Genomic DNA, 26,059 nt, shown 5'->3' with positions numbered 1-26,059 from the left:
CGACCGGCACGCGGCGGGGAGAACAAGAGAAGAGGAAGAGAAATGGGAGTTCTCGAAGGCAAAGTCGCCTTCATCACCGGCGCAGCCCGTGGTCAGGGCCGGAGCCACGCCGTACGCCTCGCCGAGGAGGGTGCCGACATCATCGCCGTCGACATCGCCGCTCAGATCGACACCGTCCCCTACCCGATGTCGACGCCGGATGACCTCGCGGAGACCGTCCGCCTCGTCGAGGCGCTCGACCGCCGCATCTACTCGCAGATCGCCGACGTCCGTGACAGGTCCGCACTCCAGAGCGCGTTCGACGCCGGCACCGCCGAGCTCGGCTCCGTCGACATCGTCCTCGCTAACGCGGGCATCGCGCCGATGTCGATGCATCCGGTGCAGCAGGAGTGGACCGACGTGATCGCCACGAACCTCACCGGCGTGTACAACACGGTGGAGGTCGCGAAGCAATCGCTCATCGACCGGGGAACGGGAGGCGCGATCGTCCTGACGAGTTCCACGGCCGGTCTGACCGGAATCGGCGGCGACACCCCCGGTGGACTCGGGTACACGGCTGCCAAGCACGGCGTCGTCGGGCTGATGCGCTCCTACGCCAACTACCTCGCGCCGTATTCGATCCGCGTGAACACGGTGCACCCCACGGGCGTCAACACCCCCATGGTCGTCAACGACTTCATGCAGGAGTTCCTCCAGAGCGACCCCGCGATGGGTCAGGCGATGGCGAACGCGCTCCCGGTCGCCATGGTCGAACCCGTCGACATCTCGAACGCGATCGTGTGGCTCGTGTCGGATGCCGCGCGATACGTCACGGGCGTCACGCTGCCGGTCGACGCCGGCTTCGTCAACAAGCGATAGCACGAATGAGCCTCCGCCGGCGTCTGTTCCGGCCGAGAGAGAAGGAAGGCACGACATGGGAATGCTGGACGGCAGGGTCGCCCTGATCACCGGCGGCTCGCGAGGACAGGGGCGCGCGCACGCGGTCACCTGCGCGCGCGAGGGCGCCGACGTGATCATCGTCGACACCCTCAGCCAGATCGGGAGCGTCGTCTACCCGATGGCGCAGCAGGCCGACTTCGACGAGACGGTCGAGCAGGTCGAAGCGCTCGACCGTCGCATCATCGCGGTGGAAGGGGATGTGCGCAAGCAGGCCGATCTCGACCGCGCGGTCGAGCGCGGTGTCGCGGAATTCGGGCGCATCGACATCCTGATCGCGAATGCGGGCATCTTCTCGCTCGCGCCGGCGCACGAGCTCACCGACGAGATGTGGGACGACATGATCGGCGTCAACCTCACCGGAGTGTGGAAGTCGGCCAAGGCCGTTCTGCCGCAGATGATGGCGCAGGGCGGCGGCTCGATCGTGATGACCTCGTCGATCAACGGACTGGAGCCCGGCGAGAACTACGTGCACTACTGCGCGGCGAAGTTCGGTGTCGTCGGCGTGATGAAGACGCTCGCCCTGGAGTACGCGAAATACGGCATCCGCGTCAACGCCGTGCATCCCGGAGCCATCCTCACGCCCATGACCAGCTGGCAGGGCGCGTGGGACATGATGTCCGGCAAGCCGGCGGGCGAGGGCACGGAGGCCGACATGCTCGAGGCCGGCTACTCGTTCCACGCCCTCAAGGGGAACGGTTTCCTCTCGCCGCAGCGCATCGCGGACGCCGCGCTGTGGCTCAACTCCGACCTGGCGTCGTCGGTCACCGGGATCTCGGTGCCCGTCGATGCAGGCCACCTCCTCATGCCGGGCTACAACAACGCACCGGTCACGCAGTGATGAGCGCCGCTCGACCAGCGACGCAGTAGATAAGGAGTGCAGGAACATGGCAGGACGTGTTGAAGGCAAGGTCGCGCTCGTCACGGGTGCGGCGCGGGGGCAGGGTCGCAGCCACGCGCTGCGGCTCGCCCAGGAGGGCGCCGACATCATCGCCGTCGACCTCGCCGGGCAGATCGACAGCGTGCCCTACGCGATGTCGACACCGGCCGATCTCGACGAGACCGTCAGGCAAGTCGAGGCGCTCGACAGGCGGATCGTGGCGAGGCAGGCGGATGTGCGCGACTTCTCCGCGTTGAGCACCGCTGTCGACGAAGGCGTCGCCGAGCTCGGCGGACTCGACATCGTTTCGGCGAACGCGGGGATCTTCAGCTTCGGCACCCTCGACGCTCTCACCGACGAGGAATGGAACGACATGATCGCCGTGAACCTCACGGGGGTGTGGCACACCGTCAAATCCGCCATCCCACACCTCCGCGCGAACGGCGGCGGCTCCGTCATCCTGACCAGCTCCACCGCAGGGCTCCTGGCGATCGAGAACATCGGCCACTACGTGTCGGCGAAGCACGGCGTCGTCGGCCTGATGAAGACGGCCGCGCTCGAGCTGGCGCGCGACGGCATCCGCGTCAATTCGGTGCATCCGACGAGCGTCGACACCGACATGATCCAGAATGCCGCCACCTACGCGTTGTTCGCACCCGACCTGCCGCCGGACGAGCGCACGAAGGACGTGCTTGCGCCACGGTTCCAGGCGATGAACGTGCTGCCGGTGCCGTGGGTCGAGCCGGTCGACATCTCCAACGCCGTGCTCTGGCTCGCCTCGGACGAGGCCCGGTACGTCACAGGGCTCGAGCTGAAGGTGGATGCCGGCCAGACCCTCAAGTAGCGCAGAAGGCGCTGCACCCGAAACCGCTCGACCCGAGCAGAACGAAACAAGAGGAGAACACCATGGCAGGACGTGTGGAAGGCAAGGTCGCCTTCGTCACGGGAGCGGCGCGGGGACAAGGCCGCTCGCACGCCGTACGCCTCGCCGAGGAGGGAGCCGACATCATCGCGGTCGACCTCGTCGAGCAGATGCCGAACGTGCAGTACCCCTCAGCGACGCAGGCCGACCTCGACGAGACCGTGCGTCAGGTCGAAGCCCTCGACCGCCGGATCATCGCGAGCAAGGCCGACATCCGCGACCGCGCAGCGTTGAAGACGGCGCTGGACGCCGGGGTCGCCGAGCTCGGCCACCTCGACATCGTCGTCGCCAATGCCGGCATCTGCGTGATCGCCGGCTGGGACGAGACCACGGAGGACATCTGGAACCAGACCATCGACACGAACCTCACCGGCACCTGGAACACCGTCAGCCTCGCGGCGCCGCACCTCATCGCCGCCGGCGGCGGCTCGATGATCCTCACGAGCTCGGCCGCCGGAATCAAGGGTCTGCCGTTCCTCAGCGCCTACGTCGCGGCCAAGCACGGCGTCGTCGGCCTGATGCGCGCCTTCGCGACCGAGCTGTCCGAATACAACATCCGTGTGAACACGCTGCACCCGACGGGCGTCGACACGCCGATGGGCGACATGGCGGACAACCCGTTCGGACCGCTGCTCGAGAGGCACCCGAAGCTCGGCGGGATGCTGGTCAACCTGTTGCCGATCGAGGTCACGCAACCGCGCGACCAGTCGAACGCCGTGCTGTTCCTGGCGTCGGACGAAGCGCGGTACATCACGTCGACCGAGCTGACGGTGGATGCCGGCAACACGCAGTACTGAGCGCGGCGCCACCACCACGAGCCGCGAGAGACGAGGGATTCGATGACCGACGGTGTGAGCGACGACCTGCGTCACCGCATCCTTTCGCGTGTCGTCGGCCGCGAGCGCGAGCTGGAGCTCGCGCTCGCGGCCGTCGCCGCCGGCAGGGACGTGGTGCTGGAGGGCCCACCGGGAACGAGCAAGACCACGATGCTCAAGGCGATCACGGCCGAGTGGGGCATCCCGTTGCTCTTCGTCGAGGGCAACGGCGACCTGACGCCGGCGAAGCTCATCGGGCACCACAACCCCGCCCGCGTGCTGCGGGAGGACTACAGCGCGGAGAACTTCGTCGCGGGTCCCCTGGTCGAGGCGATGGAGAAGGGCGGCTTCCTCTACATCGAGGAGTTCAACCGTGCGCCGGAGGACACCTTGAACACCCTGCTGGCGGCGATGGCCGATCGTGCGATCGAGGTGCCGAGGGTCGGATCCATCCAGGCAGGCGCGACGTTCCGGGTCATCGCGTCGATGAACCCGTACGACAACGTCGGAACGACCAGGCTCTCCACGAGTGTGAGCGACCGCCTGAACCGCATCGTCGTCGACTACCAGGACGCCGCCAGCGAGGAGCGCATCGTCGCCTTGCGCTCCGGCATCACAGTCGAGCCCGCCGAGCGCATCGTGCCCGACGCCGTCGCGGTCACCAGGGCCACGCGCAGGCATCCTGCCGTACGGCAGGGCAGCAGCGTGCGCGGCGCGATCGACTGCGCCCTGATCGCGGCTCAGCTCTGTCGGCTGCGCGGCGTGACCGATGCCGGCGACGAGCGTTACCCGCAGCTGATGTTCGACGCCATGCTCGTCGCGCTTTCGGGTCGCATCCGGCTCGACGAGGCGGCGGAGACCACCCCCGAGGCGGTGCTGCGCGAGATCTGGGAGGACCGGTTCGTGCTGGAGCCCGCCGCGCACACCGGGCCGACGTGAAGAGCCGTTCCCGCCGACTCGCCGGTGCGACGGCAGAGGGACGAGGTGTCGCAACGTCCGCTGAGACGCACTCCCAAGCAGCTCACCGAGGAGCCGACGGTGTTCGAGTCGCGGGCCGGTAAAGGCGGCTTCGCGCTGCGGGCCGGGCAACGTGGAGCCGGGACGACGGCGAAGCCGCTGCCGTCTGTGCAGGAGGCGGGTTTCACGGACGAGCCGGGTGCCGTCGTCACGGTCGACGAGCAGATCGCGGCGGAGCCCGCCGTGCGCGAGCGTGCGCGGCGGATCGCCGCGCGGCTCGCCGTGCCCCGCCCGCGTGCCGAACGCTCGGCCCGACGAGGGCAGGGTGTGCTCGCGAGCCTGCCGTATCGGGGAGTCGCCGACGACATCGATCTCGACGCCACCATCGAAGTGCTGGCCGAGAGGCCCGTGCCCGAGGACGAGGACATCGTCGTGCGCGACCGGATTCGCACCGCGCGCGCCGTGGTGCTGGCCGTCGACGTGTCAGGCTCGGCGAAGGGCGAACGCATCCGCACGGCCGCTGCCACTGTCGGCGCACTCGCCGGGGAGCTCGCACGGGACCGGCTGGGCGTCATCGCGTTCTGGTCGGATGCCGCGATACTGCTGCGTCTCGGAGAGCCGATCAAGCCCTTCGACCTGCTGGAGCAACTTCTGCGCATCCCGGCCCGCGGGCTGACCAATGTGGCGTTCCCGTTGCAGTTGGCGGCGGACCAGCTCGCCGGCGCTTCCGAGCGGGACGCCCGGGTCGTGCTGCTCTCGGACTGTGTGCACAACGCGGGCCCCGATCCGCGACGGGTCGCGGCCGTGCTGCCCAGGCTGGACATCCTGCTCGACGCGAGCGGGGAGAAGGACTTCGAACTGGGCAAGGACCTCGCGCGCGCGGGACGCGGCCGGCTGCGGGTCATCCGCGACTTCCACGACGTGCCGCCGGCGATCACAGAGATCTTCCGCGACGGGTGACGCCCGCCCACGACCCGCCGGTCGACCCAGCGCCCCGCGCCGGCCCCGTCGCCCTGGCACGCGGCACCATACGTAGAGACGAAGACGAGAACGAGGGAGCAAGACGATGCCCTGGAAGCAGAACCCGTGGTTCGAGACCGTGCTGGAGGCGCAGCGGCGCGCGAAGAAGCGGCTGCCGCCGTCGGTCTACGCGGCCCTGGTCGCGGGATCCGAGCGCGGGAGGACGCCCGACGACAACACGAACGCATTCGGCGAGTTGCAGTTCGCGCCCCACGTCGCTGGTCATCAGACCGACCGCGAGCTCGGCACCAGCGTGCTCGGCATCCCGATCTCGATCCCGGTGCTCATATCGCCGACAGGCGTCCAGGCGGTCCACCCGGACGGCGAGGTCGCCGTCGCGCGTGCCGCTGCGAACCGGGGGACGATCATGGGGCTCAGCTCGTTCGCGAGCAAGCCCGTCGAAGAGGTCGCCGCCGCGAACCCGAACACCTTCTTCCAGATGTACTGGACGGGCACGCGGGAGGCGATGGTGCAGCGCATGGACCGCGCGCGTGCCGCAGGGGCGAAGGCGCTGATCGCCACGCTCGACTGGTCGTTCTCGATCGGGCGGGACTGGGGAAGCCCGGCCATTCCGGAGCGGCTGGACTTCAAGGCCATGGTGGACTTCGCACCTGAGGCCCTCGTGCGCCCCAAGTGGCTGACCCAGTACCTCAAGTCCCGTCACCTGCCGGACCTGAGCGCTCCCAATCTGCAGCCACCCGGCGGCGAGGCCCCCACCTTCTTCGGCGCCTACTACGAATGGCAGCAGACCCCGCCGCCCTCGTGGGAAGACGTCGCGTGGCTGCGTGAGGCGTGGGGCGGACCCTTCGTCCTCAAGGGCATCACACGAGTCGACGACGCCAAGCGCGCGGTCGACGCCGGAGTCGACGCCATCTCGGTGTCCAACCACGGCGGCAACAACCTCGACACGACGCCCGCCACCATCCGTTGCCTCCCCGCCGTCGCCGAGGCTGTCGGCGACCAGATCGAGGTGCTGCTCGACGGAGGGATCCGTCGAGGCGGCGATGTGGCCAAGGCGCTCGCCCTCGGCGCTCGCGCCGTGATGATCGGCCGGGCATACCTGTGGGGTCTCGCCGCGAACGGCCAGACCGGGGTAGAGAACGTGCTCGACCTCCTGCGCATGGGCCTCGACTCGGCGGTGCTCGGCCTCGGGCACAAGTCGATCCACGAACTGAGCCGCGACGATCTCTACATCCCCGAGGGCTTCGAGCGCGTGCTCGGTGCGCAGAAGGAGGCCCCGACGTCCTGACTCACGGCCATTCGGTGGACTCAGGAAGACCACGGAAGCCACTTCCTGCTCCCCCACCTCCGCTTCGACCCGGAACTCGCGAGCAGCCAGGTCGACGGCGACGCACCGGTGTGGGCTACATCGTGGCAACGTCCGACTACGCCGGGGGATGAGTTTCGGGTGGTGACGCCATGCCGTGTTTGACAGGCAAGGCTTCTACCCCGGTCTCAGTCATCGACACGATCACACTGCGTCCGTGACATGGCGAACGGAAGCCAGTCACTGCATGCGCCAGCGGATCTCGCTGCGCACCGATTGCGACAGCTTTGCGCCAGTCCACGCAGGACAGCTACGCACGACTACGTCACCGCTGTGAGAACTCTGTCGCCCCGTCACGAACCATCGACGCCCGCGATCGGAGACGACACAAACACCCGTCGAAATGCAGAGCAGCACCAGCTCCGCAGCGAGCCGCGAGTCGGCGGGCGGAAACTCTCGTGAAAAGAACTCGGCGACCGTGACGTGCCATCCCGCATCACCGACCCACACCTCCACGTGCGCTGCACCGTCATTCGGGGGATTCAAGAAGACCCCGGTCGCCGATCCTGTTGCGAGCGCCGGAAGACGTTCGATGGATGAATCCGCGACGCCGATCTCCCTCACCCTGTGTAGGAGCGCGTCAAGCTCGAGCTGCACCTGCTGTCCTCACTGATCCAGCGATCGCCGCATCCTCACCGGGTCGACCGCTTGGTGGCGGATTTGATCATGCGGCGCGTTTGGAAGTAGACCCAGAAGTATCCGAGAAGCACCAACAGGCCAGCCGCACCGAAGATCCCACTGAGGCCGGTGGGTGCAAAGATCGCAGCGACGAAGAGTCCAACAGCACCCACGAGCAGGGTCAGTCGGGCGCCGAGAATCATCCCCAACTGTCCCGCGGACATGTGAGTCCCCTCGTGTCTCTCAGTCACCCCACGCATCATTCCATGTCGGGGAATCCCGGGGAATACCGCGGGAGCAGCCGGACTACGGTACGAACGCCTTTCCGATCACCATCACCCCCGCGATCATGAGGATGACCCCCACCGGGACCATCCGTGACGGCGTCGATCCTGCCGCAAGGCCAGGAAACGCCTTCTCCGATACGGAGCTCTCGATGTTCTCCCGGTTCTTCACCGCAACCCGCCTGCGGAACGCCACGACGCAGATCCCGGCGACCACTGCGCCCGCCCCGGCGACCATCATGATGATCGATCAATTGTCACTGTGCTGGTCTCCCACCAAACGAGCTGAGCGATGCGACCACGGCGACCCTCGAGCACCTACCCAGCTGCATCACCGTGTCGCCACGTGCACGGAGACACCGATCGCGACGACGACGAGCAACACCACGAGCGACCCCACGGGCGCTCGACCGCGGGCCCACGGCATCGGGCGCCGATACCAGGGGAGGGTGCGAGGTTCACCCACCCATGTCCCACCGTCGTAGTACAGCCAGAAGTGATGGTGGGGCGACGGGTACCGGTAGAAGGAGGCCACAGGCGCTTCCGGTGTGGGCGGCACCCCGAGACTCGCACGCCCATGCGATCGAACAGCGAGAACACCACCGTGCGCACCACCCCCGCCCCTGCGAACCCCCACACGCCCGCAGCGCCCCACCCCGCCTCCCAACTACAGTTGCCTCTCGAACCCCCCGATCGGAGTCTCGATGGCCCACGCCCACTCGCACCTCCCGTCCGGCCGCACACCGAAGGCCGGGCGGACCCTCCGCACCGTCGTCGCCGCGATCTTGATCGCCGCAGCTCTCGCGACCGCTGCCGGGCTGGCGCTGCTCTGGCCGGATCACGGGAAGGTCAGCAGCGTCTCGTCCAAGCTGGAGTTCGCACCGAAGGGCACCGCCTTCCCCACCGGGAGGATCGTCGCCCTGCAGGACAGCTGCCCCGGCTACTTCTCGTCCGGCGCCGCGGCCACCGCCCCGGGCGATACCCGGGCGTGCCAGCTGGCGAAGGTGCTGCTCCTGCAGGGGAAGGAGCAGGGCCGCAGCGTCACGATCCCGCTGCTGTGGCCGTATGCGACGGCCGGGCTGCATGTCGGCGACGAGCTGGAGCTGGTGGTCCCGCCGCAGGCTTCGGGGTCGGACGGCACCCAGGGAATCACGGTGAACGGCGTCATCCGCGACCAGCCGCTGTGGGCGTGGGTGATCGTCTTCGCCATCGTGGTCGTCGCCGTCGGGCTGCTCCGCGGTTTCATGGCGCTCGTCTCGCTGGCGTTCGCCGGCTTCATGCTCGTCGAGTTCATCCTGCCGGCCCTGATCAGCGGGCAGCCGGGGCTGTGGGTGGGGGTGGTCGGCGGCTCCGCGATCATGTTCGTCGTGCTCTACCTCGCGCACGGGCCCTCGATCCGCACCAGCGTTGCGCTGCTCGGCACCCTGTTCGGGATCGTGCTCACGGCCGGGATCGCCCAGCTGGCCGTCACGACGACCCACCTGACGGGCGTGACCGGGGACGTCGGCGGGATGCTCGCCGGCGCGTCGCAGATCGACTTCCGCGGGGTCCTCACCTGCGCGATCGTCATCGCCGGTCTCGGGGTGCTCAACGACGTGACCGTGACGCAGGCGTCCTCCGTCTGGGAGCTCCGCGCGGCCTCCCCCGCCCTGACGCGTCGTCAGCTGTTCGCGCGGGCCATGCGGATCGGGCGCGACCACATCGCCTCGACGATCTACACGATCGCCTTCGCCTATGCCGGCGCCGCCATGGTGGTGCTGATCATCCTCTACCTCTATGACCGGTCCGCGCTGAGTCAGCTCTCGCAGGAGGACCTGGCTGCGGAGGTCGTGCGCACGCTGTGCAGCGGGATCGGCCTGGTGCTGGCGGTGCCGGTCACCACTGCGATCGCGGCCGCCCTGGTGCCGGCGGAGGTCGTCGGTGCGGAGGAGAACCGCCTCCGCGACGCGATCCGGTTGCGCTGGTACGCGTTCTTCCCGCGGTCGGCGAAGGTGGAGGAGCCGGCGCGGCCGTACTGAGCGCACGCGGCGGCGCGGGCGACGTCGGAGGACGCCGCCCGCGCCGTCACCGACGGCACAGCGTCACAACTGCTGCAACCAGGCGTCGTCGATCTGCTCCCATGTCCCGGTGCCGGCTCCCCAGAGCCCGACGTGAACGTTGACGGCGGTGTTGGAGCCGCTGTTGAACGTCACGACGTAGCGGGTGTAGCCGGCCGCCTGGCCGTGACGGAGCTCGCCGAGCACGGAGCTGGTCGTGGACTTGGCGCCGAGCCACGCGTTGTTCACGTTGCTGGAGGTCCTGACCCAGACCGTCAGCCGGTAGTTCGTGTTGGCGGTGACCGCGACGGTCTGTTTGAGAGCTCCCCACCCGGTGCCCGACGTGGCGATCCAGCCGTCGTCCTGCCCGGAGTGCGCCTTGCCTGCGTTCACGTCGACCCCGTAGCTGAGGCTGCCCTCACTCCACCACGGCGTCGTGCTCGCGCCGATCGCGGTCTGCGTCTCGAACCCGCCGTCGCTGAGGAGGTTGCTGCCGGTCGAGGAGGGCGAGGTCTGCAGCTCGAACGCGCCCATGTCCGTTCCGAGGCCGACACCGAGCGGGTTGCCGGCCAGGTCGGTCGTCGCGACGGCGGTCGTGCCGTTGTCGACGGCCGGGCTGGTCTGCACCGGGCGGTAGTCGCGGCCTGCGGCGTTCACGTAGGCCGGAGTGGCGACGATGTCCCCCGCTCCGAGTGCGTAGCTGAGCGACACCGACGGGCTGAAGAGGTTGTGGTCGTGCGGGAAGTCGTAGAAGCTGAACACCCCCGACGTCTGGAAGATGTTGTTCTGGATGGTGATCCAGCTCGCGCTCGGCGACGGCCCGCTCACCCGGTAGTAGTACTGGTCGAACAGCTTCGAGGTGTCGGACGACCGGATCACCGTGTTGTTCTGGGCGAGGTAGTTGTTCGGGGTCGTGGTGGTGTCCCACGCGATGAACTGCTGGTAGTCGTCGCTCACGTTCTCGTTGACCGTCACGTTCGAGGTGGAGGTCTCCGTCACCTCCAGGAAGCCCTGCGACCCGCGCGAGTAGTTGTGGTGGATGGTGATGTTGTCCTTGGTGTAGGTGAAGCCCTCGATCTCGACCGCGCCGCCGTCCGCTCCGTAGGGGCTGTCGGTCGACCGGCAGTTGATGAAGTCGTTGTAGCCGACCTCCACACCGCTGTTGTCGACGGAGACGCCGAGGGCGCCGTAGGACGTCTCGTGGCCGGAGTCCATTCCGCGGAAGGCGATCCGCAGGTTCTGGAACGTGTTGTGGAGGACCTTGGAGTTCAGGCCGTAGGTCTTCACACCGACGCCGACGTCCGTGAAGGTGCTGTCCTGCACGAGTGCGCCCGTGCCGTTGCCGGTGATGGCGACGGCTCCGCTCTTCTCGTACTTGGGGCCGGTGATGCCGAGCCCGTCGGAGTTGTCGAAGACGACGCCGGTCGTGAAGGCCAGGTCCTTCACGGCGACGTACGGAGCGTCGACGAGGAGCATGTTCCAGGCGCCCGGGTTGGTCAGCACGGGCTGCGCGCCGGTGCCGTAGGCGGTGACGGTCAGCGGATTCGTGCTGGTGCCGCCTCCGCTGATCGTCGCGGAGCCGGTGAAGGTCTCGCCACGGCCGAACGCGACGACGTCGCCGGGGCCGAAGGTGTGCGCTGTGACCTTGGCGAGCGTCTTCCAGGCGGCGCCGGCCGAGGTGCCCGCGTTCGCATCGTTCCCCGAGACGGAGTCCACGAAGTAGACGGTCCCTCCCGCTCCGGCGGTCGGGGTCCCCGAGCTCGAGGGCCGCGCGCCGGTGGCGGGCGAGAGCGGGTCGGCGTTCGCCGGTGCGGCGACCACCAGTGCGGTGGCGGTCAGGGCGGTGGCGGTCAGCGCCAGTGCGGCGGCGATCGCGGCGGAGGTTCGGATCACTTTCACGTCTGCTCCTTCGCAGAAAGGGATCGCCGGCTCACTTCTCCCGCACGGATCGCGCCGGCGGGACGGTCCGAGAGGTGGCGTACGCGGCGGCGGTCACTCCTTGCTTCCTGTGCTGGCGACGGAGGTGACGAAGAAGCGCTGCAGTCCGAGCAGGATGGCGGCCGGGATCACGGCGAGGATCGCGGTCTCGGCGAACACCCGGCCGTAGTCGGTGGAGAAGGCGCCGAACGACTTCGCGATCGCGACCGGCGCCAGGTCCATCGCGTCGGTGGAGGTGATGAGGATCGGCCAGAGGTACGCCTGCCACTGGAAGAGGAACAGGATCAACCCGGCGCCGATGAGGGCCGGCCGGGTGAGCGGCAGGTAGATCGACCAGTAGATGCGGAACCAGTTCGCCCCGTCGAGGTGCGCGGCCTCCGACAGAGACGGCGGGATGCCGAGGAAGAACTGCCGCAGGGTGAACACGGCCAGACCGTTGCCCAGCCCGGGCAGGATCAGTGCGAGCAGCGTGTTGGCGAGTCCCCAGTCCGAGAACGTGCGCGACAGCGGGATGGCGATCGCTTCGAAGGGGATCAGGAAGCTGAGGACGACGATCGTGAACACCACTCCGCGACCGCGGAACGGGATCACGGCGAGCGCGAACGCGGCGGCGGAGCTGACGACCAGGCCGACGACGACGGTGACGGCCGCGACGATCAGGCTGTTGCCGAGCGCGGTGAGGAATCCGCTGTCGACCGCGGAGCGGAGGTTGTCGAGCGTCCAATCCTGCGGCCAGAGCACGTGCCAGGTCAACGGCGAGCTCGATGCGAAGGTCTCGGTCGCGGAGCGGAAGGTGCTGGCCAGCAGCCAGAGCACCGGGACCAGGAAGGCGAGCGAGATCAGAACCGCGAGGGCGGTGAGGATGCTTCGCGACAGGAGGCGGGGTCGTGCGTTCATTCGTCGGTGGCTCCGTTCCCGAGCAGCCGGAACTGGACGGCCACGATCGCGATCATGAGGATGAGCAGCACGACCAGCTGCGCCGATGCCTGGTAGGGGTCGCTGAGCTCGAAGCTGCGGTGGTAGATGTCGTACATCAGGAAGTTGCTCCTGCCCTCCGGGCCGCCCCCTGTGAGGATCTGCACCGGCGCGAAGAGGACGAAGTTGGAGACGGTGTCCGCGACCAGCACGAACAGGAGCGGCCGCTTCAGCATCGGCAGCGTGACCGAGAAGAAGGTGCGCAGCGGGCCCGCGCCGTCGATCCTGGCCGCCTCGTAGTAGACGGGCGGGATGTCGCCCAGGCCCGCGATCAGGAACATCATCCAGTAGCCGATGCCGATCCAGCTGGCGAGCACGATGATCGACAGCATGACCTGGTCGGGGCTCGTGAACCACGGCTGCGCGGGCAGTCCGAACAGCTCGAGGAAACCGTTGACCGGGCCGTCGGGCCGCAAGGCGATCCCCCACACGATCGTGGAGCCAGCGAGCGGCACCGCAGCAGGGAGGAAGATCAGCGTCCGCCACAGCCCGCGGCCCGGGAGGTTCTGGGTCAGGAGCACGGCCAGCAGCAGCGCGAGGAGGATCTGCAGCGGGTTCACGATGACGTTGAAGACCAGGGTCTGCACGACGCTGTTCCAGAACGCCGGGCTGGCGAACATCTTCGCGAAGACGTCGAACCCGACGAACTCCGGTTGGGCGAGGCTGCCGGGAAGGCCGGTCCGGGTGGAGTCCACCACCGCGGTGACGGTCGGCCAGATGCGCAGGAGCAGGATGAGCACGATCGTCGGGAGGAGGAAGCAGGCCGCCGCGATCAGGTCACGGCGGCGGGTGCCGCCCCGCCTGCTCCGCGCACGCGCCGGGGCCGTGGCGGAGGTCGTCGCCCGCTCCGTCCGGTCGAGCTGTGTTGCCGAGGTCATGGTGTCTCCTGGTGGCCGGTGCCGGGGCGGTGCCCCGGCACCGGCTGGTGTCTACTTGCGGTACTTGGCCCAGGCGTCGTCGAGCTGGCTCGACGCCGAGGCGAGAGCCGTCTTGGCGTCCGTGCCGTTGATGATGTCGTCGAAGGTCTTGGTCATGATGTCCTCGAACTCGACATAGCCGACGGTCTGCAGGCGCAGGGTGGCGGTGTGGGCGAGTTCGGACTTCATCAGGTCGACGACGCCGGCGAAGCGCGGGTCCTTGAAGGTGTCGGACCCGTAGAACTTCGCGGAGCCCTGGAGGTTCGACGGAGGAACGGCGAGGGCCGAGAGGTACTGCGCGTATCCGCCGTTGTCGATGCCCATGAACTTCATGAAGAGCGCGGCCGCGTTCGCCTTCTCGGTCGTCGCCTTCGGGTTGAGCCCGAGCGACCAGCCGCCGGTGGGCGTCGCCGCGGTGCCGCCCGCGAAGGCCGGGAAGGGTGCGACGCCGAAGTCGAGGCCTTTCTCGCCGACGAACTGGGTGCCCCACCAGGGGCCGCCCACGTAGTAGGCGACTTTTCCGGCGGCGAACAGGTTGGGGGTGTCGGCGACGGCCACGCCGCGCGGAGAGAGCCCGTCGGCGAAGAGCGATCCGTACCAGGTGAACGCCTTCTGCCAGCCCGCGTTGGTCACGTCCGGCGTGAGGTTGCCTGCACCCTTCCCGCCGGCGCCGCCGCCGGCGCTCTCGGCGAGCGGCTGCAGCTGGTAGTAGCGGTCGATCTGGTCGAAGACGAGTCCGTACTGGGCGCCGGCCGCCTTGGCCTTCTTCGCGTCGTCGGTGAGCTGCTCCCAGGTCTGCCGGGCGTCGGGGGCCGCGCTCGGAGCGCTGATCCCGGCCGCGGAGAGCAACGCCTTGTTGTAGTACATGATGTTCGTCGACGTCTGGTACGGCATCGTGACGAGCTTGCCGTCGACCGTTGCGGCCTTCAGGCTGCCCGGGTCGACCGCCGACTTCAGGTCGGGGAAGGTCTTGGTCAGGTCGGTCAGCCAGCCGCGCGCCGCGTAGGCGGAGGTGCGCGGCATGTCGACGTCGAAGACATCGATGGCGTCGGCCGACGAGGTCAGTCGCGCGGCGAGCACGCTGTTGAAGTCGTCGAACGGCACCGCTTCGTACTTGACGGTGATCTTCGGGTGCTCTTTGTGGAACGCGTCGAGCACCGGCTGGATCTGCTTGGCGTCGTAGGCGGCGCCCGCGTAGGTGATCGTGATCGGCTGAGTCGGTTCGGTGAGGGTCGCCGGCGCGACGCCGCCGATGCTCCCGGAGCCGGTGGAGCCGCTGCAGGCCGCGAGGGCGGTGACGGCGAGCGCCGCACCGGCGCCGGCGGCGAGCCAGCGGGTCACGCCTTTGTGAAATCGCATGTCGGGTGTCTCCTTCTGCTGTGTTCGGTCAGTCGCCCTGGTCGGGCGTGGGGGTGGGGGTGGGGTCGATACGCGAGAGGAACAGCCGACGGAACGCGTCGACATCGGTGTCCGTGGCGACCGTCGCGTTCGGCGCCTCCGGGGTCTTCAGGGCGAGCCCGCGGTCGGCGACCACGAGCCCTCTGGCGAGCTCGCTGACCAGCTCGACCTCGACGTGGGCGGCGTCCCATTCGCAGACGCGGGGATCGAGATGGGCGGCCACCACGAGCGGGTCGTGGAGGAAGCAGCCGTAGGTGTGCTCCTCGCGCTTGGGAAAGGCACGGGCGAGGTAGTCGATCCAGGCGTGCGTGCACTCCCCCGCCCACTGCGAGAACGGGTCGGCGGAGGCGAGCATCCGGTCGGCGTCGTCCCGGGTGAGGATCACCTTGGAGGTCTGGTCGAGGCCGACCATTCTCACCCGGGCTCCGCTGCGCACGACGATGTCGAGCGCCTCGGGGTCGACATAGGCGTTGAAGTCGCCCACCACCGTGATGTTCTGCGCGTAGGTCGTCGCGCTTCCCGCCATGAGCACGAACTCGCGGACGTTCCGGGCGAACGCGGGTGATCTCCGGATCGCCAGGGCGAGGTTGGTCATCGGCCCGATCGCGATGACGGTGATCTCGCCGGGGAAGCGCTCCGCCTGCTCGATCATCCAGTCGACGGCGTGGAGGTCGGAGCTCGGCCCGCGCAGGTCGCCGGCCGGTCGCGCGGCCGCGTGGCCGGGCACCGCGTCGAACAGGGCGCGCACGGGGGGCATGTCCCGGGTCAGCGGTACGTCGGCTCCGGCGAGCACCGGGAGGTCGGGAACGCCGAGACGGTCGGCCAGGTTCCGCGCGACGTGCACGCCCGTGGCGAGCGTCACGTTGCCGTTGACGATGGTCAGGCCGAGAACCTCCAGCTCCGGCGCGCGCACGGCCAGCGCGATCGCCAGACCGTCGTCGATGTCGCTGCCCGGCTCGCCGAGACCGGGATCGGTGTCGATGATGACCTTGCTCGTCACCATCAGCGCACCGCCTCCGACTCGACGGCGGCTTCTGCGGCGGTCTCTGCCGGAAGAGCGACGGTGGTCACGGCGAGCGTGCGCGCGGCGAGCTCGTCGATGGTGATCCGGTCGAAGTCGCGGATGCTGCTGCGCACCCGGTGGTGGGTCGTGCCCACCAGGTCGGCGGGGATCGCGTCGTCGCCGTGGAGCGCCCCGAACACGCTGCCGGTGGTGGCAGCGGACGAGTCGGTGTCACGACCGGCGGCGATGGTGAGGGCGACGGAGGTGGTGAAGTCGGTGCCCCACAGCAGGCCGGCGGCGATGGCGGCCGCGTTGTGGATGGTGTGCACCCAGTTGTAGTGGCCGAGTTCGCTATCGATCCAGTCGAGGGCGTCCTTGGCGCTCGCGCCGCCGCGGTGGACGTCGCGGATCCCGTCCAGGGCCGCAGCCAGACGGGAGGTGCCCGGCACGAAACGCCGCGCGACACGGAGCGCGTCCTCCGCGCTGTCGGTGGCGAACGCGGCGGAGACCAGGGCGGCGGCCCACAGTTCGCCGTAGATGCCGTTCTGCACGTGGGTCAGCCGCGCGTCGATCAGGGCCAGGCGCGCGGCGGCACCGGGGTCGCCCGGGTGCACGTAGCCGAAGACATCGGCGCGGATGAGCGCGCCGATCCACTCCCGGTAGGGGTTGCCGACCACGGCCGTCTCGGGCGCGTGCAGTCCGTGGATCAGGTTGCGGTATGCGGCCCGCTCGGCGGTGAAGGTCTGGGTGAACGGGATGCGGTCGAGCCATTCGGTCTCGATGTCCGCCGTCGTGAGGTCCTGACCGTAGCGCTCCATCAGGTACAGGCCGAGGATCGTCCAGTCGATGTCGTCGTCGCGCGGCACGTCGACGAACAGCCCGGCCGAGGCGAACGGCGCCGACTCGTGGAGGTGCGAGACTCCCGCGGGGAGCGGGTCGAGCAGGGCGACGTACCCGGTCTGCGGCCACTGGCCGGCCGCGCGCAGGTAGGTCTCGACCTCCGCGCGTGTGAGGCCCTCGATGGGCTTGCCCAGCGTGTTGGCGACCGCCCTGCCGAGCCACGCACCGCGCAGGCGCCGCGGCAGGTCGGCCACGTCGACGGGCGACGGCGGCACGTCCGCGCCGAGCCGCTCGAGCGTCGCGTCGTCGCTCGGCTCGTCGTACGGCCAGTCTGCGCGCAGCGGAGCGGTCGCGAGCTCGTCGCTGATGCGGGCGAGCCCGTCGAGGTCGGAGGCCGCTGCCGCAGCGCGCGCACGCTCCTCGAGGTCGCCGATCAGGTGACCGGAGTGGGCGAGCTGCTCGGCCTCGTCGGGGACGAGGTCGCGGGGGTCGAGCGCAGAGTGCACGGGGTGTCTTCTTTCTGGGCGTTCGTGGCGTTCGTGGCGGTACGGAGGTTCCGGAGGCTCAGGCGGATTCGCGCGCGATGAGCGCGTGCTGCACGAGAACGTGCCGGTGGGTCGAGGTCATCCCCTCGGCGATGCGGTGCAGGAGGAGCTCTCCGGCGGCACGGCCGATCTCCTCCGCCGGGATGCGCACGGTGGTCAGCGCCGGGCGCACGAGACCGGCGGCGTCGATGTCGTCGACGCCGATGATGGCGATGTCCTCGGGCACCGAGAGGCCCGCCTGGTGGGCGGCGTCCAGCGCGCCGATCGCCATCAGGTCGTTCGCGCAGAACACCGCGCTCGGGCGGTCCCGCAACGCGATGAGCCGGCGCATCGCCTCGAACCCGCTCTCGCGCGTCCACTCGCCGTGCTCGATCAGGGCCGGGTCGACGGGGAGGTCGAGGTCCTGCATCGCGCGGAGGTAGCCGACGTGCCGGGGCTTGCCCGGCGTGTGGGTCAGCGGGCCGGTGATCGTGGCGATGCGGCGGTGCCCGAGCAGGTGGAGGTGCATCACGGCGTCGGCCGCGATGCGCTCGTCGTCGGCGGTCACCCAGTCGATCGGGAGCGCGGATGCGCCGGAGCCGACCGCGACGACGGGGATGCCGGCGTCGCGCAGGCGGGCGATGTCGTCGTCCACGTCGCTGACGGCAACGACCACGCCGTCGGCCCGCCGCTGGATGGCGTCGGTGACGAAGGCGTGAGTAAGCCCGCCCTCGTCGGCTCCCGCGTCGAAGAGCATGACGACCTGGTCCTGACTCGAAACCGCCGCCTGGAGGCCGCGGGCGAGCGCCGGGTAGAACGGGTTCGTGATGTCCTGCGCGATCAGCGCGATGCTGTTGCTGCGGTTGCGGTTCAGCGCCTGGGCGAAGAAGTTCGGGGTGAAGCCGAGATCCTCCATGACCTTCTCAACCCGGCGGCGGGTCTCGGCGGAGACCGGCCGGTTGCCGGAGAGCACGTGCGACACGGTCGTCTTGCTGACGCCGGCGGCGGCGGCGACAGCCTGGATCGTGACCGTGCTCGCGCCCGTACGCTTGTCGGGGCCGCCATCCAAACCGGTTCTCTCGGTCGTCATGCTCAATCTCCATTGACCTGGTCGAAACTGCCGAAAATCCTGCGCAAACTGTTTGCAAACTAGTTTGCGATAGGTTGACTATATCGGGAGTCCTGGAGGGGGTCAAGCGTGCTCCCGAACACGACGAACGCCCCGGATCCCTGCATCGCGGAATCGGGGCGTCGCCCGGTCGGTGCGGGTCAGCGCATCGCTCTCAGCTCACTCCGGCGCTCACTCCGGCCGCTTCGGTGCGCTCTCGTACCGGCGATCGACGCCGCTGAGCTCGCTGTCGAGCGTGCGTTGCGCCCTGCTCATCGCCTCGGCATAGCGGGGCTCCGCGAGCCGCCGCCACATCTCGTCCTCCGGCACCTCCTCCACGACGGTGACGACCCACCAGATGTTGCCGAACGGGTCGGCGATGCGGCCGCCGCGCTGCCCGAACGCGCTGTCGGACGGCTCGGTGACGACGCGGGCGCCGCGGGCGAGCGCGCGCGCCATCGCGTCATCCGAGTCCGGGACGAACACGCGCAGCAGCGACGGGAGCCGTGGCCAGCCCGGGCGGCGGTCGAACGCCAACACGACGGTGTCTCCGATGCGGATCTCGGCGTGGCCGATGCTGCCGTCCGCCACGCGCACCCTGGCGAGTTCGACGCCTCCGAACGCCTGCGCGACGAAGTCGAGGAAGGCCCCGGTGTCGTCGGTCACCACCCACGGGGCGACGCTGGTGTAGTCGGCGGGCTGGAACGCTGTCATGGGATCCTCCTGTGGTCGTCTCCTCAGCATCCCGGGACAAGCGGACAGAATGTGTCCGCTGGAGCAGGAGGTCAGCGACTCCCCGGCGTCCGGCCGAACGCGCGCCGGAAGACCTCGATGAACGTGCTCGCCGACGACCAGCCGCAGCGGTGCGCGACCTCGGTGACCGGCGCGCCCTCCGCCAGCAGGACCAGCGCACGGTGGAGGCGGAGCTGCGTGCGCCACTGCGGGAAGGTCATGCCGAGGTCGGCGCGGATGAGCCGCGACAGCGTGCGATCGCTCGCCCCGATCGACCGCCCGAACTGTGCGAGCGTGCGGTCGGTCGCCGGATCCGCGTCGAGGAGCTCGCCGAGCCTGCGCACGAGCGGATGCGTCGCGCTCGGCACGTGGATCGCCTGACCCGGCGCTGCGCGCAGTTCGTCGAAGAGCACTGCCCTCAGGCGCGACCGGGCTACGTCCTCGGTGGTTCGGGCGGTGTAGGCCACGATGATCTCGCGCAGCAGCGGGCTCACCGTGACCACCGTGGGTTGTGCGAGGCCCAGTGGGTTGTCCTCCACCGGGAGGCCGACGAACCGCAGCTCGAGCTCGCCGTACGCGCGGTGCGCGTGGACCGTGCCGGCCGGCACCCAGATCGCCTGCGATCCCCGCGTCACCCAGACGCCCGCGTCGGTCGTCACCGAGACCACACCGCGGCGCGCGTACACGAGCTGGTGCTGATCGTGCACGTGGGCGTCGATGAGCCCGCCCGGCCCGAGGACCCTGGTCGTCGTCGGGGCGACGGGTTCGTGGCGGAATTCCTGCATGATCGGACAGGATAACGGAAGCGGGACACCTCCTCCGCTTGGGAGTCTCGACAGCATGACCCTTCGCTCCCCCATCACCCTGCTCGCCATCGGGCACGCCTGCGTCGACGTCTTCCAGGGCGCTGTCGCCGCGCTCGTGCCCTTCTTCGTCGCGGAGCGGCACTACAGCTACGCTCTCGCGGCCGGGATCGTCCTCGCCGCATCGCTCCTCTCATCCGTGGCCCAGCCGCTGTTCGGGCTGCTGACCGACCGCCGTGCGCTGCCCTGGCTCCTGCCGGCCGCGACGATCCTCAGCGGACTGGGGATCGGCCTGAGCGGGCTCGCCCACGACTACGCCCTCACGCTGGTCTTCGTCGCCGTCTCCGGGCTCGGCGTCGCCGCCTATCACCCGGAGTCGGCTCGCCTCGTCCGCGTCGCGAGTCGCGGCAGCCACGTCGGGATGGCCTGGTTCGCGACCGGCGGCAACGTCGGCTTCGCGCTCGCCCCGCTGCTCGTCGGTTCCACGGTCGGCGCCCTCGGCCTGTCCTGGACGCCGGTCGTCGCGCTCCCGGCTCTCGTCGGCGCCTCCCTCGCGGTCCCCGTGCTCCGGATGCTGGCGCGGCGCGGCGATACCGCGGAGGCCGCCGACAGCGCGAGGATGACGGACGACGTCCGATCGTTCCTGCGGTTGACCGTGGTGATCATGACGCGGTCCATCGCGTTCGTGGGCCTCGGCGCCTTCATCGCAAGCCACGCGGAGCAGCGGCTGCCCGGCTGGCCCGGTGTCGGCACCATTGCTCTCACGATCCTCTACCTCGGCGGGATCGTCGGGTCCGTGCTCGGCGGCTACTTCGCCCGGCGCTGGGGACGCGTCGGCGTCTCGGCCGTCTCGAACCTCGTCACCCTCGTCGCCATCGCCGGGGTCGTCTGGGTGCCGGGACCCGCACTGCTGGTGTTCGCGGCGGCGACCTCGATCGGCCTCTACGTCCCGTTCTCGCTGCAGGTCACGCTCGGCCAGGACTACCTGCCCTCGCGCGTCGGAACCGCCAGCGGTATCACGCTCGGGCTCGCGGTCAGCGTCGGCGGCGTCGCCACACCGCTGATCGGCGTGCTCGCCGACGCCGCAGGACTCCAGCTCGCGCTCGCGACGCTGGTCACGATGCCGGTGCTCGGCTTCGCCGTGCTCTGCACGCTGCGGGACCCGGCGCGGCGGCCCGTCACCGAGGAGGCGACAGCCGTCGCGGCCTGAGTCCGCGCTCGCGGGTGACGCGGAGTCAGTCGTTCTCCGCGGCGGCGGCCCCCGCTCGCAGCTCCGCGATCTGCGCCCGCGCTGCGGCCACCAGCTCCTCGTTCGTGTTGGCGTGCCCGCCGAGGCCCCAGCCGCCCTCGACGGCCTCGGTCAGCAGCACCCAGGTGCGCTGTTTCAGCGACGGGTCGCCCGCGGCCTCCGCCACGAGGTCGGTGAACTGCTCCACCACCGCGAGCTGTTTCGGCCGGTCGAGCGCGCCGGCGTTGGTGAGCACCTGAACGCGCACGTAGTCCGAGTCGCCGTCCACGTTCGAGATGGCGCCGGCGGGGAGGTCGTGGACGAAGGCCGCGGTGTTCGCGCGGAACATCGGGATGTCGGGCACCTGTTCGATCACCTTGAGGGTGTCGGCGAGGGTCCGGGCGAGCGCGTGCGGGTCGGAGAACGTTCCTGCGGTGGCATAGACGTCGATCATGGGCATGGGGATCAACTCCTCGAATCCGGGTGTGTGCGACCAGTGTGCAGTATGATGATCGTCATAGTCAACACCTCCCGACAGGAAGGGGCCGGTGTATGGTCTCCGACGCCAAGTCACGGATGATCGAGGGTGCGGCCAGGCTGCTGGCCGAGAAGGGCCTGCAGGAGACGTCGTTCTCGGAGGTGCTGGCGCTCACCGGCGCTCCGCGCGGGTCGATCTACCATCACTTCCCCGACGGCAAGGCGAGCCTGGTCGCCCAGGCGCTCGCCCACCAGGGCGCCACCTCCAACGCGCTCATCGAATCGGCGCGCGGCAAGCCGGCCGTCGACGTCGCCTCGACGTTCATCGGAGCCTGGCGGAGCCTTCTGATCGTGTCGCACTTCCGCATCGGCTGCTCGGCCGTCGCCGTCACCGTCGCCGCCGACTCCGATGACCTGCTGCAGCGGGCCGGCGACGTGTTCCGCGGCTGGGCGGAGCTGCTCGCCGAGCTGCTGACGCTCGGCGGGATCGACGCCGACGCGGCTCCCGCGACGGCCACCCTGCTCATCGCGGCCAGCGAGGGCGGCGTCATCCTCAGCCGGGCGCAGGCGAGCATCGACCCGTTCGACGCCGTCGCCGAGCAGCTGCTCGCCCAGGTGCGCGCCCTGAGCGCCGAGGCACCGCGCTGATGCTCGAGGACGCGGGGCTCGAGCGGGCGGCGCGGGAGCTCGGCGAGCGCGATCCGGTGCTCGCGCGCCTGCACGCGCAGCTCGGCATCCCGCACTTCGCCATCCCCTTCGAGACGCCGTTCGCCTCGCTGGTTCGGGGCATCTGCTACCAGCAGATCGCCGGAGCGGCGGCCTCGGCCATCCACGGCCGGCTCGTCGCCGCGCTCGGCGACGTGGTGCCCGAGCGCATGCTCGCGCTCTCGGACGACGACCTGCGCCGCGTCGGGCTCTCGAAGAACAAGGTGGCGTCGCTGCGTGACCTCGCCGCGCGGGTCGTCGACGGCGACGTCGTGCTCGATACGGCCTCGCTCGACCTGCTCACGGACGACGAGGTGATCGCCCAGCTCTCGCGCGTCCGCGGGATCGGCCCGTGGTCGGCGCAGATGTTCCTGATCTTCCACCTCCACCGCCCGGACGTCTGGCCGGTCGGCGACCTGGCCGTCCGCAAGGGATACGGCCAGGGGTGGGGCGTGCCCACGCCGACGCCGAAGGAGCTCCAGGCGGCCGGTGACGCGTACCGTCCCTACCGGACCCTCGTGGCGTGGTATTGCTGGGCGGTCGCGGCCGACTCCGCCTCCGCGAACCCGATCGCGGCGCCGGCGTCTCAGTAGCCCGCAGGCCAGGAGAAGGCCGGCGGCGCGGCGACGGCGGTCCCCTTCTTCGCGACCACGATGTCGATGTCCTCGTGCGAGGTCAGCTCGATCGAGCGCGGGTCGCCCGCGGTGGCCTTCCCGTCGACGAAAACGGTGACGGTCTGACCGTCGGACCCGTCGCGATACGCCCCGACCTGTCCCGGTCCCAGCTTCTGCTTCCACTCGTCGAAGACCTGGCCGAGCGTGAAGGTCTGCACGGTGGGCGACTCGACGTGGATGATGCCGGACTCGTCGTGCGTGTGGATGGGCGAGATCCGCTGCCGGGCGACGTCGATGCCGAGCTCGGCGGGGACCACGACGGGCGAGCCGTCGACCGTGACGCTGAGATGCTGGTGGATGTGCAGCGCCGTGCCCTCGGCGGTCAGCATCTGGAGGCCGGCGGCCGTCACCCCCGACTCGACGTCGGCCGGGGCGGCCCACTGCGCGGCGCCCGCCGAGGGGGAGGATGAGGATGCGACCGACGCCGACGGCTTGCCGTGGAGCACGACGGCGGTGATGGTCCCCGCCACGACGAGCACGGCGACGACGACCCCGGCGACGATCAGCGACCGGCGGCGACGCGCCCGGCGCGCCTCCTGTCGGCGCAGCTCCGTGGCGCGCTTCTGCGCTTCGAGTCGCCTGTCGCGCGCGGGGGTGTCGTTCACGCCCTCAGTCAAGCAAGCGCCGGCTGTGCTCCCGCCGCGCACCGGATGCGAAATCTCTGGGTATCCTCAGGCTCCACATCGCGGCGGCCCCTGACCTCAGACCGGAACGAGCCGATAGTGCAGGTATGCGCACACTCATCGCAGTGCTGGGCGCAGCTCTGGCCGCGGCTGCGCTCCTGACGCCTCTTCCGCCGGGCGCCGCGCCGGGCGCCGCGCCGGCGCCCGCCGCAACCGCGATCTCCTCTTCGTCGCCTGCAGCCCCGGCCTCCCCGACCTCCCCCGCCTCCGATTCCGCCTTCGGCAGCCGGCTGTACGTCGACCCGACCAGCGACGCGCGCCTGGTGGCCGATGCCCTGGCCGCCGCGGGAGACGCGAGGCGGGCCGCGCTGATCGAGCAGATCGCGAGCCAGCCGACCGCCGTCTGGCTGGGCGACTGGTACGGTCCAGCGCTGCTCTCCAGCGTCATCCAACGGCACCTGCGCGCCGCCGCCGCACAGGGAGCGACGTCCGTGTTCGTCACCTATGCGATCCCCGACCGGGACTGCGGCGGATACTCCGCCGGCGGCTTCACACCCGACCAGTACCTCGACTGGAACCGCCGGGTCGCCGCAGCACTCGCCGGCAGCAGGGCCGTCGTGCTGATCGAGCCAGACTCCCTCGCCATGCTGCCGAGCGCGAAGTGCGCGGGCGTCGCGGACACCCGCCTCCCGCTGCTCCGCTCCGCGGTCGGCATCCTGGCCGCCGCGGGGCTCAGCACCTACCTCGACGGCGGCAACGCCCGCTGGCTGAGCCCGGATGTCCAGGCCACCTACCTGAAGGCCGCCGGCGTCGCCGACGCGCGCGGCTTCTTCACCAACGTCTCGAACTTCGACGCCACCCAGGCCGAACGCGACTACGCCGGCAAGGTGTCCTCCCGCGTCGGCTGGAAGCACTTCGTGATCGACGTCTCCCGCAACGGCAACGGCTGGACGGGCGACTGGTGCAACCCTCCGGGCGCCGCGCTCGGCCAGAACCCGCAGATCACCGAATCCCCCGCGGTCAAGCTCGACGCGCTGCTCTGGGTCAAGCACCCCGGGGCGAGCGACGGCCCGTGCTACGGGGGTCCCGCCGCCGGGCGCTGGTTCGAGAGCGGCGCGGAGGCGCTGGTGGTGGGACGCACCGGCGGTAGCCTCGGCATGTGAGCTGGCACCGGGGGACGTCGCGTGCAGCACTCGCCGTGCCCGTGCTGCTCGCACTCGCCCTGACGGGCTGCATCCGGATCGGCACGTGCGGGCAGGCCATCACGCCGACGCCGGAGATCAGTGTCGGCGTGAAGCCGTGGATCGCGGCGCACCCCGACACCAACGTGCGCGTGTGTGTCGAGGGGAACTGCACCGACGGCTACAACGTGGTGACGACGTACGGCCCTATGCCGACCACGCCGTTCCACGACGGCGACAGCATCGAGGTCACCGTCGAACCGATCCAGGGCTCGACGGCGATCGAGTCGTTCACGACGAGAGCGCGGCTCGTCGACGGGCAGTGCGGCCAGTGGGGTGCGCGGCTGACACTCCACGGCGACGGGACGATCACGCAGGAGGGCGGATGAGCTGAGCCGTCGCTACCCGCAGCGTTCGCGGTACCGTTCCTCGGGCTGTAGGCGGGCGGCCGAATAGACAGGCCTGTGGAGGCCTTCCCGCTTTCAGCTGGTCGGCGCGTTCCCGTCGAACCGTCTCGCCGCCTCCGCGTAGAACTCGTGCAGCTCTGCCAGCGGGACGACCGCGCGCGACACCGCGTTCGTGTCCTGTCCCTGCTCCGCGAAGGGCGGTGGATAGAGGGCCCAGCCCTCGTCGGGCCGCAGCGGGCGGGTATCGTCCTGCCAGCCCTTCCAGCGCAGCGAACCGTAGAAGTCGGTCAGCCCTCCGCCGAGCGCCCAGGGGATGAAGGCGGAGTACCCGCCGCCGATGCCCGACCAGGCGAGCGTGTCTGGACCCCAGTAGCAGACCTCGCCCGGGCCGACGCCCAGGCCGCCGCCGTCGACCGCGAACCGGCCGCCGATGGCGTCGTGGGCGATCACCAGGTGCGACCGGGCGGGGTCGTCGTCGGCCGACACCGCCAGGGCGGGAAGGCCGGCTGAGCCGCCGCCGAGGATGCGCAGCCAGCCGCTGTCGACGATCAGGCCGCCGGTGCGCGCGGTGATCGCACCCATCGTCGATCGCTCCGTCAGCTGGAGCTCCTGCAGCGCCGCCCGGCAACGTTCAGGGTCCGGTGAGACGACCCGGACATCGGTCTGCGCGTCGTCCAGCAGGCGGAGGACCGCCGGCCACACGGACTCGTCATCGGTCTCCGTCACACCGT

At 69.9% G+C, this 26,059-nt stretch carries 29 protein-coding genes; 13 read left to right on the top strand and 16 right to left on the bottom strand.

The window, feature by feature from the left end; genetic code table 11:
• The first annotated feature begins 42 nt into the window (after positions 1-42).
• The 7 genes from JNB50_RS11995 to mftD all read left to right on the top strand — a co-directional run bounded on the left by JNB50_RS11995 (position 43) and on the right by mftD (position 6,779).
• On the top strand, positions 43-858 hold the full coding sequence (locus JNB50_RS11995) for a mycofactocin-coupled SDR family oxidoreductase (protein ID WP_208040368.1): 816 nt from the start codon (positions 43-45) through the stop codon (positions 856-858).
• A 55-nt stretch (positions 859-913) separates the two neighbouring features.
• Positions 914-1,777 carry a mycofactocin-coupled SDR family oxidoreductase gene (locus JNB50_RS11990; RefSeq protein ID WP_208040367.1) on the top strand — a complete coding sequence of 288 codons (864 nt, stop codon included), beginning with the start codon at positions 914-916 and terminating at the stop codon, positions 1,775-1,777.
• A 46-nt stretch (positions 1,778-1,823) separates the two neighbouring features.
• Positions 1,824-2,660: a mycofactocin-coupled SDR family oxidoreductase gene (locus JNB50_RS11985; protein WP_208040366.1), complete on the top strand. Its 837-nt coding sequence runs from the start codon at positions 1,824-1,826 to the stop codon at positions 2,658-2,660.
• Positions 2,661-2,722: 62 nt separating this feature from the next.
• Positions 2,723-3,535, top strand: coding sequence for a mycofactocin-coupled SDR family oxidoreductase (locus JNB50_RS11980; RefSeq protein WP_208040365.1), 813 nt, complete (start codon positions 2,723-2,725; stop codon positions 3,533-3,535).
• A 42-nt stretch (positions 3,536-3,577) separates the two neighbouring features.
• Positions 3,578-4,492 (top strand): MoxR family ATPase, encoded by a 915-nt coding sequence (locus tag JNB50_RS11975; RefSeq protein ID WP_208040364.1) that lies wholly within the window; start codon positions 3,578-3,580, stop codon positions 4,490-4,492.
• A gap of 45 nt (positions 4,493-4,537) precedes the next feature.
• Positions 4,538-5,470 carry a VWA domain-containing protein gene (locus JNB50_RS25770; protein ID WP_208040363.1) on the top strand — a complete coding sequence of 311 codons (933 nt, stop codon included), beginning with the start codon at positions 4,538-4,540 and terminating at the stop codon, positions 5,468-5,470.
• 106 nt (positions 5,471-5,576) lie between these two features.
• The gene (gene mftD / locus JNB50_RS11965) at positions 5,577-6,779 is read left to right on the top strand and encodes a pre-mycofactocin synthase MftD (RefSeq protein WP_208040362.1); all 1,203 of its coding nucleotides are present in this window, start codon (positions 5,577-5,579) and stop codon (positions 6,777-6,779) included.
• 258 nt (positions 6,780-7,037) lie between these two features.
• Here the strand turns inward: mftD and JNB50_RS11960 are convergent, their stop codons facing one another.
• The 4 genes from JNB50_RS11960 to JNB50_RS11945 all read right to left on the bottom strand — a co-directional run bounded on the left by JNB50_RS11960 (position 7,038) and on the right by JNB50_RS11945 (position 8,294).
• Positions 7,038-7,454 carry a hypothetical protein gene (locus JNB50_RS11960; protein ID WP_208040361.1) on the bottom strand — a complete coding sequence of 139 codons (417 nt, stop codon included), beginning with the start codon at positions 7,452-7,454 and terminating at the stop codon, positions 7,038-7,040.
• Between the two features lie 35 nt (positions 7,455-7,489).
• Positions 7,490-7,699, bottom strand: a complete 210-nt coding sequence (locus tag JNB50_RS11955; RefSeq protein WP_208040360.1) for a hypothetical protein — start codon at positions 7,697-7,699, stop codon at positions 7,490-7,492.
• An 82-nt stretch (positions 7,700-7,781) separates the two neighbouring features.
• Entirely contained in the window at positions 7,782-8,000 is a 219-nt protein-coding gene (locus JNB50_RS11950; protein WP_208040359.1) for a hypothetical protein, read from the bottom strand.
• A gap of 90 nt (positions 8,001-8,090) precedes the next feature.
• On the bottom strand, positions 8,091-8,294 hold the full coding sequence (locus JNB50_RS11945) for a hypothetical protein (RefSeq protein ID WP_208040358.1): 204 nt from the start codon (positions 8,292-8,294) through the stop codon (positions 8,091-8,093).
• 169 nt (positions 8,295-8,463) lie between these two features.
• Here JNB50_RS11945 and JNB50_RS11940 point away from each other — a divergent pair, with 169 nt between their 5' ends.
• Complete coding sequence (locus JNB50_RS11940) at positions 8,464-9,777, top strand: YibE/F family protein (RefSeq protein ID WP_208040357.1); 1,314 nt, start codon at positions 8,464-8,466, stop codon at positions 9,775-9,777.
• Positions 9,778-9,840: 63 nt separating this feature from the next.
• Here JNB50_RS11940 and JNB50_RS25765 read toward each other — a convergent pair whose 3' ends face one another.
• From JNB50_RS25765 to JNB50_RS11895, 9 genes are all read right to left on the bottom strand, one after another.
• The gene (locus tag JNB50_RS25765) at positions 9,841-11,694 is read right to left on the bottom strand and encodes a choice-of-anchor Q domain-containing protein (RefSeq protein WP_208040356.1); all 1,854 of its coding nucleotides are present in this window, start codon (positions 11,692-11,694) and stop codon (positions 9,841-9,843) included.
• 93 nt (positions 11,695-11,787) lie between these two features.
• Positions 11,788-12,630, bottom strand: a complete 843-nt coding sequence (locus JNB50_RS11930) for a carbohydrate ABC transporter permease (RefSeq protein WP_208040355.1) — start codon at positions 12,628-12,630, stop codon at positions 11,788-11,790.
• Positions 12,627-13,586 (bottom strand): carbohydrate ABC transporter permease, encoded by a 960-nt coding sequence (locus tag JNB50_RS11925; RefSeq protein ID WP_208040354.1) that lies wholly within the window; start codon positions 13,584-13,586, stop codon positions 12,627-12,629. The genes JNB50_RS11930 and JNB50_RS11925 overlap by 4 nt, the downstream gene beginning before the upstream one ends.
• Before the next feature lie 51 nt (positions 13,587-13,637).
• A complete protein-coding gene (locus JNB50_RS11920; protein WP_208040353.1) occupies positions 13,638-14,984 on the bottom strand; it encodes a sugar ABC transporter substrate-binding protein in 1,347 nt (448 codons plus the stop codon).
• Positions 14,985-15,012: 28 nt separating this feature from the next.
• Positions 15,013-16,026, bottom strand: a complete 1,014-nt coding sequence (locus tag JNB50_RS11915; protein ID WP_208040352.1) for a nucleoside hydrolase — start codon at positions 16,024-16,026, stop codon at positions 15,013-15,015.
• Positions 16,026-17,372, bottom strand: a complete 1,347-nt coding sequence (locus tag JNB50_RS11910; RefSeq protein ID WP_208040351.1) for an ADP-ribosylglycohydrolase family protein — start codon at positions 17,370-17,372, stop codon at positions 16,026-16,028. The genes JNB50_RS11915 and JNB50_RS11910 overlap by 1 nt, the downstream gene beginning before the upstream one ends.
• A 58-nt stretch (positions 17,373-17,430) precedes the next feature.
• Positions 17,431-18,480: a LacI family DNA-binding transcriptional regulator gene (locus JNB50_RS11905; RefSeq protein ID WP_208040350.1), complete on the bottom strand. Its 1,050-nt coding sequence runs from the start codon at positions 18,478-18,480 to the stop codon at positions 17,431-17,433.
• A gap of 210 nt (positions 18,481-18,690) precedes the next feature.
• Entirely contained in the window at positions 18,691-19,212 is a 522-nt protein-coding gene (locus JNB50_RS11900) for a VOC family protein (protein WP_208040349.1), read from the bottom strand.
• A gap of 71 nt (positions 19,213-19,283) precedes the next feature.
• A complete protein-coding gene (locus tag JNB50_RS11895) occupies positions 19,284-20,015 on the bottom strand; it encodes a helix-turn-helix transcriptional regulator (protein WP_208040348.1) in 732 nt (243 codons plus the stop codon).
• 55 nt (positions 20,016-20,070) lie between these two features.
• Between JNB50_RS11895 and JNB50_RS11890 the strand changes: the two genes are divergently transcribed.
• The gene (locus JNB50_RS11890) at positions 20,071-21,243 is read left to right on the top strand and encodes an MFS transporter (RefSeq protein WP_208040347.1); all 1,173 of its coding nucleotides are present in this window, start codon (positions 20,071-20,073) and stop codon (positions 21,241-21,243) included.
• 25 nt (positions 21,244-21,268) lie between these two features.
• Here the strand turns inward: JNB50_RS11890 and JNB50_RS11885 are convergent, their stop codons facing one another.
• Positions 21,269-21,721, bottom strand: a complete 453-nt coding sequence (locus tag JNB50_RS11885) for a hypothetical protein (protein ID WP_208040346.1) — start codon at positions 21,719-21,721, stop codon at positions 21,269-21,271.
• Between the two features lie 92 nt (positions 21,722-21,813).
• On the opposite strand from JNB50_RS11885, the gene JNB50_RS11880 reads away from it, so the two are divergent.
• Positions 21,814-22,386, top strand: coding sequence for a TetR/AcrR family transcriptional regulator (locus JNB50_RS11880; RefSeq protein WP_208040345.1), 573 nt, complete (start codon positions 21,814-21,816; stop codon positions 22,384-22,386).
• Positions 22,386-23,036: a DNA-3-methyladenine glycosylase gene (locus JNB50_RS11875; protein ID WP_208040344.1), complete on the top strand. Its 651-nt coding sequence runs from the start codon at positions 22,386-22,388 to the stop codon at positions 23,034-23,036. The genes JNB50_RS11880 and JNB50_RS11875 overlap by 1 nt, the downstream gene beginning before the upstream one ends.
• On the opposite strand, the gene JNB50_RS11870 is transcribed toward JNB50_RS11875, so the two are convergent.
• Positions 23,030-23,722, bottom strand: a complete 693-nt coding sequence (locus tag JNB50_RS11870) for a hypothetical protein (RefSeq protein ID WP_208040343.1) — start codon at positions 23,720-23,722, stop codon at positions 23,030-23,032. The two genes, JNB50_RS11875 and JNB50_RS11870, sit on opposite strands and share 7 nt — an antisense overlap.
• Positions 23,723-23,847: 125 nt before the next feature.
• Here JNB50_RS11870 and JNB50_RS11865 point away from each other — a divergent pair, with 125 nt between their 5' ends.
• Positions 23,848-24,903 carry a glycoside hydrolase family 6 protein gene (locus JNB50_RS11865; protein ID WP_208040342.1) on the top strand — a complete coding sequence of 352 codons (1,056 nt, stop codon included), beginning with the start codon at positions 23,848-23,850 and terminating at the stop codon, positions 24,901-24,903.
• A complete protein-coding gene (locus JNB50_RS11860) occupies positions 24,900-25,310 on the top strand; it encodes a hypothetical protein (protein WP_208040341.1) in 411 nt (136 codons plus the stop codon). The genes JNB50_RS11865 and JNB50_RS11860 overlap by 4 nt, the downstream gene beginning before the upstream one ends.
• 93 nt (positions 25,311-25,403) lie before the next feature.
• Here the strand turns inward: JNB50_RS11860 and JNB50_RS11855 are convergent, their stop codons facing one another.
• Entirely contained in the window at positions 25,404-26,054 is a 651-nt protein-coding gene (locus JNB50_RS11855; RefSeq protein ID WP_208040340.1) for a DUF2625 family protein, read from the bottom strand.
• Positions 26,055-26,059: the final 5 nt, after the last annotated feature.

The sequence above is a fragment of the Leifsonia sp. TF02-11 genome, assembly GCF_017565305.1.
Lineage (GTDB): Bacteria > Actinomycetota > Actinomycetes > Actinomycetales > Microbacteriaceae > Leifsonia.
Note: the sequence above shows the minus strand (reverse complement) of the source record. Positions and strands in the feature narration are given on the sequence as shown.